Annotated in this window: 6 protein-coding genes; all 6 read right to left on the bottom strand. The window is 69.3% G+C overall.

Annotated elements, in window-relative coordinates; all coding sequences use genetic code 11:
• Positions 1–68 precede the first annotated feature (68 nt).
• Positions 69–1,403, bottom strand: coding sequence for a type II secretion system protein (locus tag ABB33_RS18565; RefSeq protein ID WP_152985006.1), 1,335 nt, complete (start codon positions 1,401–1,403; stop codon positions 69–71).
• Positions 1,403–2,503 (bottom strand): prepilin-type N-terminal cleavage/methylation domain-containing protein, encoded by a 1,101-nt coding sequence (locus tag ABB33_RS18765; protein WP_161809412.1) that lies wholly within the window; start codon positions 2,501–2,503, stop codon positions 1,403–1,405. The genes ABB33_RS18565 and ABB33_RS18765 overlap by 1 nt, the downstream gene beginning before the upstream one ends.
• Entirely contained in the window at positions 2,500–5,721 is a 3,222-nt protein-coding gene (locus ABB33_RS07335; RefSeq protein WP_056931697.1) for a hypothetical protein, read from the bottom strand. Before ABB33_RS07335 ends, ABB33_RS18765 begins: the two co-directional genes overlap by 4 nt.
• Positions 5,722–5,765: 44 nt before the next feature.
• Complete coding sequence (locus tag ABB33_RS07340; protein ID WP_082595028.1) at positions 5,766–6,518, bottom strand: type II secretion system protein; 753 nt, start codon at positions 6,516–6,518, stop codon at positions 5,766–5,768.
• An 11-nt stretch (positions 6,519–6,529) separates the two neighbouring features.
• Positions 6,530–7,786, bottom strand: coding sequence for a type II secretion system F family protein (locus ABB33_RS07345; protein ID WP_056931699.1), 1,257 nt, complete (start codon positions 7,784–7,786; stop codon positions 6,530–6,532).
• On the bottom strand, positions 7,783–9,341 hold a 1,559-nt coding region (locus tag ABB33_RS07350), incomplete at its 5' end, for a GspE/PulE family protein (RefSeq protein WP_056931700.1). The genes ABB33_RS07350 and ABB33_RS07345, both read right to left, overlap by 4 nt.

Genomic DNA, 9,341 nt, shown 5'->3' on the forward strand with positions numbered 1-9,341 from the left:
GCTGGCGGCGCAGCGGGGGCGGCGCGCTGGCCACCGCCGGTGTCGTCGCGGTGGCCGGCGTGCTGCGCTCAGGGCCCGGTGTACTGGAGATTCTTCGCGGCGGTGCGCACGGTGTCGTCGGGGAATCCGCCGAGCATGTCGGCGCGCCGCGCATTGCTGACGATCTCCACTTCCAGGCGCCTGGCCTCGTCGGGGAAACGGGCGGCGAACTGGTCGCGGTACTGCCGCGACGTGGCGGCGTAGGTGCCTGCCGCGGCCAGCGCCGCACCGGCGGCGATGGTGCTGCCCACGGCGGTGCCGATGCTGCCGCCGGCAACGGCGACGCGCCAGTTCCAGCCGCCATAGGTCTCGAACATCTCGGCGATGGTGTCCAGGGTCTCGGAGGTGGTGTTGATCAGGTCGGCGGTCGCGTCGATGAGCGCCACCGAAGCGTTCATGGCTTCGGCCACGCCCAGCTCGACCATGATGTCCAGCTGGACCTCGTGGTTGACCATGGCCGGCGTGGTCAGGCGCGCACCCATCGCCACGTCGGCGTGTGCGTACAGCGCCGGAGCGTAGTGCTCGCCGCAGCGCAGGCGGCTCCACAACTGGTCGATGCCCACCGCCAGCACCTTGTCCTGGTAGTTGTCGGTGCCACCGCCGGGGCGGCGCGGCGACTGGAACACCGGTGAGGTGGCGTCGTGCGCGGGGGCCAGCGGATTGACCACGGCCAGGGCATAGGCGACGTTGCCGGCGATCTGTGCCGGCTCCAGCTCGCGCCGGGTATGCACGTGTTCCATGCTGGCCGGCAGCATCGCCGCGTTGCGCAGGGCATCGCAGAAATCCATGCTGTTCAGGCTGTTAAGGCCACTGTGCGGCAGGTTGGCGCAATCAACGACGCTGCAGTTGTCCCATGGCTGGATCTTGCTGAAGGGCACGAACCGCGGCGCGTTGATGGTCACCTGCAGCGGAACGGCCTGGTCGGCGACCTGGGCGAGGTCGGCGGGCAGGGCGGTATCGACGTCGGCCACGCGCTGTGCGGCAGTGCTCCAGCCGGCCAGCGACGCGCTGTCGCCGCTGCGGCGCAGTACGCCGTAGCGGATGTTGCCGGCGCGGGTATCGGGCAGGCTCAGCGTGCGCCAGGGCAGGGTGCCGACTTCGCCCTGGGCACAGTCTTCCCGCCCGTCGCTGAGCGGGCTGGCCGGGCAGGGCAGGCGCGCGTGGATGGTGGCGTAGCCCAGCAGTGCGTCGTCGGCGCGCTGCAGCAGGTCGCGCTGTGCCACCTGGCTGCGCTCATGCGCGGTGTCGCTCAGCCAGCGCGTGAGCAGGACGCCGATGATGCCCAGGATCACCAGGGCCACGGTCAGTTCGATCAGCGAGAAGCCGCGCTGGCGCGCGCGGGCGAAGGGGGCGGAAGTGGGCATCATGGGTTCAGTCCTGCGCGATCCAGGGTGAGGGCGGTGTCGCGGGCGTCCTGGTAGAGCGTGTCGACCCGGTTCATGAAGTTCCTGACCTGGTCGCGCCGGGTTTTGGCGTCCTCGACTGCGTCCTGGGCGTCCTTCAGGGCGATGGCCGCGCTGGCCAGGCTCTTGGCCGCCATTGCCATGGACACCACCGATTTGGCCAGCTGCTTGGCGCCGGCGGCCATGGTCAGGCCGTCCGGCGGCCAGCCCGAGGCCAGCAGGGTGAGGGCGATGGCCTCGTTGGTGATCGACTCGGCCATGGCATAGACCGCCAGCGCCAGGCTGACGGCGGCCTGGTCGCGGGTGGTTTCGGCGATGTGGATGTCGAACTCGCGGAACTCGAAGTTGAAGCGGGTCAGTTCCAGCGAACTCCAGGCCGATTGCGCGGCCTGCGCGCTGCCCTGGGCACGGGCCAGGCGATCGGTGCAGGACAGGCGGCTGGCCAGTTCGCCCGGGCCGGCGGCGAGCGTGGCCAGGTCGGTGTCGGAGGGGGCGCCGGGCATGGCCTGCGCCGCCGGCTTCCATTGTGCGTCGGCGTCGGCGCGCCCATGCCCGGCCATGCCGGAGTGGCCCAGGTAATAGGCCACCGGCATGCCCAGCCCGGCCATCGGCGTGTTGCTGCGCTGCTCCAGCAGCAACTGCATGCACAGGTCCAGGCCGTTGTTGCTGCCGGTGACCGCCAGCGGGTCGCCCGGCGGCAGCAGCGGGTCGAACGTATTGCCGGGAGGCAGCGCCAGCCGCGGCTGCACCTGGTAATGGATGCGCATGCGCGCCGGCAGCCCGAGTTCGGCTACCGGCAGCCAGCCTTCGGCGGCGCCGGTGGCGCGGCCATTGCCGTCGCCATCGGCCGAGGGCAGGTGGCCGGTGCTGCGCATGTAGCCCAGCAGCGCCTGTTCGGCCTGCGCCAGTTCCTGCTGCTGGCGTTCGGCATCGAGCACCTTGTTGCCGAGCGGCAACAAGGTGAACAGCAGGACGGTGAGCAGTGCGGCGATGGCCAGGGCCACGGCCAGCTCCACCAGGGTGAAGCCGGCGGCGGCCAAGCGGAACGGAACGCGTCTCATGGCTGCACCAGACGCTGTGGGCCGGCCGAGCCACGCGAATCGGCCCATTCCAGCGCCGGTTCCGCGCCGAACGCCATGGGGATCTCGTCGCCGCCACTGACGCTGCCGCTGCGCATGTCCTCGTACTCCTGCTTCAGCTTCTCGTACTGGGCCTTGAGGTCCTCGTAGTGCTTCTTGGCATTGCTGGCGCCGAGCTTGGCGCGCTTCCAGTCCTCGAAGGCGCGGCTGTAGGGGTAGCGCTGGCAGTACAGGCCCATCTTGTAGGTGTCGCCCCAGGCGGTACTGCCGGGCCACCACCACTGGCTGCCGTTCCACTGCCGGCTGGTGAAATACGCGCAGGCTTTTTCCGGGAGCAGTTCGTACAGCTGCAGTGTCCCGAACAGCGGGACATTGGCCGGGCTGGTGATCAGCAGCGGCGGGCGGCTGCCGGCGTAGGGCTCGGGCGCGTAGAACGGCAGCCGGCGGTTGGCGGTGCAGGTGCTGTCCACTTCCACCCAGTTGTCCTGCCAGTAGCCGGCGGTCGGCGGAGTGGCGTTGGCGTCGCCGGGCACCCAGATCGGGTGGTTCTCGGACTTCTTGCAGGAATAGGTGTAGGTCTCGACGATCGGCGACTGCTTCCAGGCATAGCTGACCGGGTTGTCGTCCTTGTCGCGGGTGATCTCGATGGCCCACTGGAACCAGTTGTAGCTGGCGCTGGTGGGGTACGTCAGCCACGGCGCTTCCTTGCGGTTGATCCGCCCGTTGTAGGCGTCGCGCGCATTGTCCATGCCCTGCTGCAACCCGGACTGTTCGGCCTTGAGCTCGTTGATCCGGTCCTGCATGTTGGGCTTGCAGACCGCATCCGGCGTGGGGTCGCGCGGATAGGGCGGCGGCGACAGGGTTTCGACCCAGCCGTAGTTCTTTTCGGCATCGCTGCCGTTGCGGTCGGTGCACGCCGCGTCCCGGTAGCGGCCGGTGCCGGGGCTGACCGCCTTGCACTCGCGTACCGGCTCGGGCTTCTGGCAGGTCTCGATGTACAGCACCGTGAGCTGGGCGTTCTCGCACTTCTGCCGGGTCATGGCGGTCGCCGGGCTGGCGCCGCAATGCTGGCTGTCGTCACGCTGCGCCTTCATCTTCGACAGGATGGAGTTGCCGCCGTTGAACCAGCTGTTGAAGTTGTCCTCGCGCAGCTTGATCTCCTTGTCCAGCTCCTCCTTGCGCATGCGCAGGCTGGACCAGTCCTGGGCCAGGTTGCGCAGGGCGATGGCGTCGGTCACCGCCTGGTCCTGGTTGTAGACGTAGTCGGTGACTTCCACCCGGTCGCGGTCGCCCCTGGGGCGGGTGACGGTGATGGTCTTGGTGGCGTCGTTCGGGTCCGGCTCGGTGACGGTCTCGGTGCCGACATGGGTGCACGTGCCGCCATTGAGCACGTACTCGCCGGCATTGGCGCCGACGTAGCGGCACTCCACGCTGACCTGGGGCTTGCCGTAGCGGCAGTTCTTCCAGTCGCCGCCGCAGATCTGCAGGCGCGTGGCCTCCACGTCGATGCGCTCGACGATGCGGCCGTTCTCGCTCAGGTCGCCATTGGCGGCCACGCCCACGCCCCATGGCGCCAGCCGCCACGTTTCCAGCGCATCCACCTGCACCTGCAGGGTTTCCCAGTTCTTCCTGGCTTCGTCGGTTTCCTGTTCCAGACCCTTGCGCGCGGTGTCGGTTTCGTACTCGGGCTCGTAGAGCGGGTTGCCGCTGCTGTCGTGCATGGGCCTGCCGTCGGCATCGAGCCTGGGGATCAGGTTGCCGTTGGCGTCGCGCCGGTAGACGATGCGGTACTTGTCCTTGGGGTCGTCGCCGTCCTTCCAGTCCGGGTTGAGCTCGGTCTTGACCACGCCCTCGTCGTCGGCGCAGTTGCGCGCCCAGAGCGTGCATTCGAGTTGCCGCCGGGCCTCTTCAGGGTTGCTGATAGGTGGGATGACGGATTTCCTGGCCAGGTCGCGCGCCTTGATCGTGGCCGCCAGTGCCGCGGTGACCAGCGGCAGCGAGGCGGCCTTGGCCGCCAGGGTCACGCCCTTGGTGCCGAGGCCGCCGATGGCGGTCACCACGGCTGCGGTCTTGACCGGCACTTCGGCGCAGGTGGTACCCAGCGAGGCGATACAGGTGACGATGGAACGGACCAGCGACACCGACGAGGTGATCAGCGTGGTGATGTTGTCGGACAGGCTGACGGCGGTGGCCACCAGCTTGAAGATCACCGAGATCTGCGCCGCGACTGCCGCCTGCACCGCCGACTCGGTGGCGTCGATGTTGCTGGCCTGCAGCTCGCCCAGGGCATCGTGCAGGGTGACGGCGGCGGCCAGCACGTCCATGCCGGCCAGCGAGACGTTGTAGGGCGCGGCGGTGGCGGCCGCCGCGCCGGGCAGGCCCAGCGGCGTGGCGTAGGCGCGGGCCAGCGGTGCCGGCGCGGCACCGCCGAGCAGGCGGCAGCCGAGCATCTGCCCGGCGCCATCGAAGGTGCGCACGCGCACGCGGTCGTCGTAGCCGCCACTCCATTCCTGCCAGGGCGCGGCCATCTGCGCGCCACCGGCCGTGTTCGCGTCATCCAGACGCGCTGCGCCGGATTGCGGGCCGGCGGCGGCGATGCCATACGCGACGTTCCACGGCACGCCGGTGCTGCCGGCGCGCAGCGGATCGTGCGGCTGCGTCTGCGCCAGCTCCAGCGTGCGGCACAGGTCCAGCCCGTTGACGGCGACAAAGCCGCGGCGGCCGGTTTCCTCGCCGTCCTCGTCGCGCGAGATGATCTCGCGGACGCTGCCATCGGTCAGGGGCGGCTGGTAGGTGTTGCCGGGCGCGGTGAGGTCCAGGTGCGCGGCGGCGTCGCCGCGATAGACCATGTAGGCCACCGGGCCCAAGCGCATGCCGTTGCCGGATGCGCCGAGCAGGGTGCGCGCGGGCAGCCAGCCCTTGGCGTTGCCGGACGCGCAGTTTTCCTCGCCGTTGGCGGTGTCGGCCGGGCATGGCAGGCGCGCGTTGGCCGAGGCGAAGGCGGCGATGGCCTCGTCCGCCCAGCGCAGTGCCTGCTCCTGGGCGACGGCCTGTGCCGGCGCGCGCTTGGATTGCCACAGCATGGCGCCAGCGGCCAGCGCGCTGCCTACCAGCAGCAGGATCAGCATGACCTGGAGCAGGCCGAAACCGGATTGCGCGGCGGGTGCCGCCGCGGGCGGGAGACGCGTGGGCTGGTTCATGACGGGTGTCCTGAATGGCCGTTGGGAAAAAGCGGAAGCGGGACTCACTGGTTCATCCGCAGGTAGCCGGTCATCACCTTGACCAGGCCGTCCTGGCGGCCGTCGCGGGTCTGGGTGTCGTCCTCGGTCCACGGCCGCGGTTGCGACGGGGTGCTGCTGCCGACGGCGACATTGCACAGGCTGCTGCCGCCGCTGTACTTCGGGATCGGCGCCTGTTCGCGCAGGCGGCCGAAGCAGGCGTCGATGCGGCCGTCGATGCGCGCGTCGAGCTGGTTGGCCAGTTCCGGGGTCAGGCCCTTGAGCACCATGATGTTGCGCACGCGTGGCTGGTAGCCGCCGGTGGGCGTGGGCTCGGACCAGTCGATGACGGTGTCGAAGCACACCTGCAACTGCTGCGGGTTGCCCTGGCTGTCGCGATAGACGTAGAACGACTCCATGCCCTCGGCACGCCCCTGCGGCAGTGCGACGCCGCGTTCGAGCATGGCCTTGCGCAGGGCGAAGTTGCCGGGGTCGTCGCACAGTTCGCGCCCGTTGCGGTCGAGCTGGCCGTTGATGCGGCCGCTGGGATTGGCCGGGGTATCGCCGGGAACCACGCCGCTCTGCTGCACGTAGCGGTCGTAGGCGACGATCCAGCCCTGCACGAACTCGCTGCCGATGCGTTCGGCCTCGGCGCTGCGGTAGACGTCGCGGCCGACGCTGACCGCGCCGATGATCAGCGCGATGATCACCAGCACCACCGACATCTCCATCAGGGTGAAGCCGGCTGCCGACGGAAGGGGACGGGTAGGACGGTGCATGACGGGGATCCTCAGAACTGCGGGGAAGCGATGGCCTGCTTGACCAGGTCGTAGACGGGCAGCAGCAGGGCGACGATCAGGAACACGAACATGCCGCCGGCCAGCAGCACGACCACCGGCTTGATGACTTCGGAGAGATTGGTGATCAGGCGCTGCAGGCGCAGGCTGTACTCGGCCGACAGGCGTGCGAACTGCGAATCGAGCGTGCCGGTTTCCTCGCCGACCCCGATCATGCGCACCATCATCGAAGGGAATCCGCCGACCTGGCGCATCGCCGCGGACACGCGGTCGCCGCGCTCGAGCACCTGGCGGATGGCGATGATGCGGTCGCGGTAGTACTCGTCGCGCATCGCCCGTTCCATCACCTGCAGGCTGCTGACCATGTCCACGCCGGCGCGGATCAGCAGCGCCATGTACTCGGTGAAGAACGCCAGCCCCGAGGAGTACATGATGGTCCTGGCAATGGGCAGCTTGTGCAGTGTGTAGTGCGCGGCGCGGCGGAAGCCGCGGCTGTAGCGCCAGGCCACCCACAGCACGAAGGCCGCCACCACCATGGCCACGGCGATGAAGCCGATGTGGCCGATCAGCCATTCCGATCCCTTCATCACCGCGATGGTCAGCGGCGGCAGCTTGGCGTTCATCTGCTTGAACAGGTCGGCCAGGTTGGGGATGACGTAATAGATCCAGAAGCCGCCGGCGGCGAAGATCGCCGAGAACACGAATGCCGGGTAGATCAGCGCCTGGCGGGTGTCGGCGGTCATCTTGGAGATGCGTTCGATGTGGTCGGCCGACTCCATCAGCATCTTGTCCATGGTGCCGGTCTCGTCGCCGATCATCAGCAGGTTGCGCACGGTCTCCGGGAACGCGTCCGGGTAGCGCGACACCGCGTCGCTGAGCGAGGCGCCGGCATCCAGTTCGTCCAGCAGCCGGCGCGCCAGCTTGGCGGCGTTGGAGGTGCGGCCACCGCCGACTTCGTTGGCGACCGCGCGCAGCGATTCCATGATCGGGATGCCGCTGGAGGTCATCACCGCCAGGTCGCGCAGCATGCCGGCCAGCTCCACCGAGCGGATGCTCGGCTTGACCAGCTGGGTGATGGTGCGCTGCGCCTCGGCCAGCCAGCCGGGGAAGCGGTACAGGGTGAGCACCACCGCGTCGAAGTTCTTTTCCAGCCACATCCGCGCCGACGAATCGTGTTCGACCGACAGCTGGGTGACGCCGGCACGCACGCGGCCGCTTGAGAGCAGCAGGCGGTAGTAGTAGACGTTCATGGCGCCGGCCCCACGCCGGCCACGCGCATCACTTCCTCGCTGGTGGTCTGGCCGGCTAGGACGCGCGCCCGGGCGACGTCCTCGATGCTGCGGAAGCCGGCGTTCATGGCCAGGTTGCGCAGCGTCTCGCGGCTGACGTCGTCGGCGATGCCGTTGGCCAGCGCTTCGTCGACCAGCATGATGTCGTATACCGGCAGGCGGCCATGGAAGCCGCTGCCGCGACAGCGCTCGCAACCGGCGCCGCGCTTGCCGCAGCTGCCCGGCGGCAGGTCCAGCCATTCCAGTTCGCGTTCGCTGAAGGGCACGTCGTGGGTGCAGAACGGACAGTTCTGGCGGACCAGGCGCTGGTTGACCACGGCCAGCAGGTTGTCGGCGATGACCTGCGCCTCAAGGCCCAGCGGGCGCAGGCGCGGGACCACGCCGAACACGGTGGTCACGTGCAGGGTCGAGAGCACCAGGTGGCCGGTGGCCGCCGCTTCCAGCGCGGCCTGCGCGGTTTCGGCGTCGCGCATTTCGCCCAGCAGGATCACGTCCGGATCGTGGCGCAGGAAATGCCGCAGCGCCGAGCTGAACTCGTAACCGGCGCGACGGTTCACCTCGGTCTGGCCGGCACCGGGCACGCGGTACTCGATCGGGTCCTCGACGGTGAGCACGTTGCGCTCGATCAGCGACTGCATCCTGAGCGCGGCGTGCAGCGAGGAGCTCTTGCCCGAGCCGGTGGGGCCGGTGATCAGCACCAGCCCGGCCGGGCGCGCGAACAGGCGCTCGAGCACCGCCACGTCCTCGGCGAAGAAGCCCAGTTCCTCCAGCCCGGCCAGGTCGCTGTGCTCGGGCAGCAGGCGCATGACGGTGCGCTCGCCGGCATCGGTGATCAGGGTGGACACGCGCACGGTCACCGCCGAATCCAGCACCGTGGCGCGGAAGCTGCCGTCCTGCGGGCGGCGCTGTTCGGAGATGTCCATTTCCGCGGTCAGCTTGATGTAGCCGAGCAGCCGGTTGAGGGTCAGCGGCATGGCGAACATCGGCCGCAGCACGCCGTCGACGCGGAACAGCACGTGCAGGCTGTCGTCGGACGGCGCCAGGTGGATGTCGGTGGTGCGCTCGCGCACCGCGTAGTGCAGCAGGTAGTCCAGCAGCTTTTCCGGGCTGTAGGCATGGTCGTTGTCGGTCGACAGCCGCTTGATCTCGCGCTCGAGCAGGCTCTCGACCGGGTTCTGCGCGAAGTAGTAGGTGTGGCGGATCAGCCGCGCGACCTTGCCGTACTCGCCCTGCAGGAAGCGGCAGCGCAGGCCGCAACGCTGCAGTACCAGCTGCCCCACGGCCTGGGTGTCGGCGTCGCCGAGCAGCACCTCGAGCGCATCGCCGGAACGTCGCAGCGGCAGGAACTGGCGCAGCTGGCACAGCTCGCGGTTGAACATCGCCAGCACCTGCGGGTCGGCGTGCGCCAGGGTGTCCACCTGCACGTACTCGATGCCGTTCATCTCGGCCAGCACGCGCACGATGTCCGATTCGTTGGCCAGGCCGTGGCGGATCAGGATCCGCCACGGCCTGGCCA

This window comes from Stenotrophomonas acidaminiphila (genome assembly GCF_001431595.1).
Lineage (GTDB): Bacteria > Pseudomonadota > Gammaproteobacteria > Xanthomonadales > Xanthomonadaceae > Stenotrophomonas > Stenotrophomonas acidaminiphila.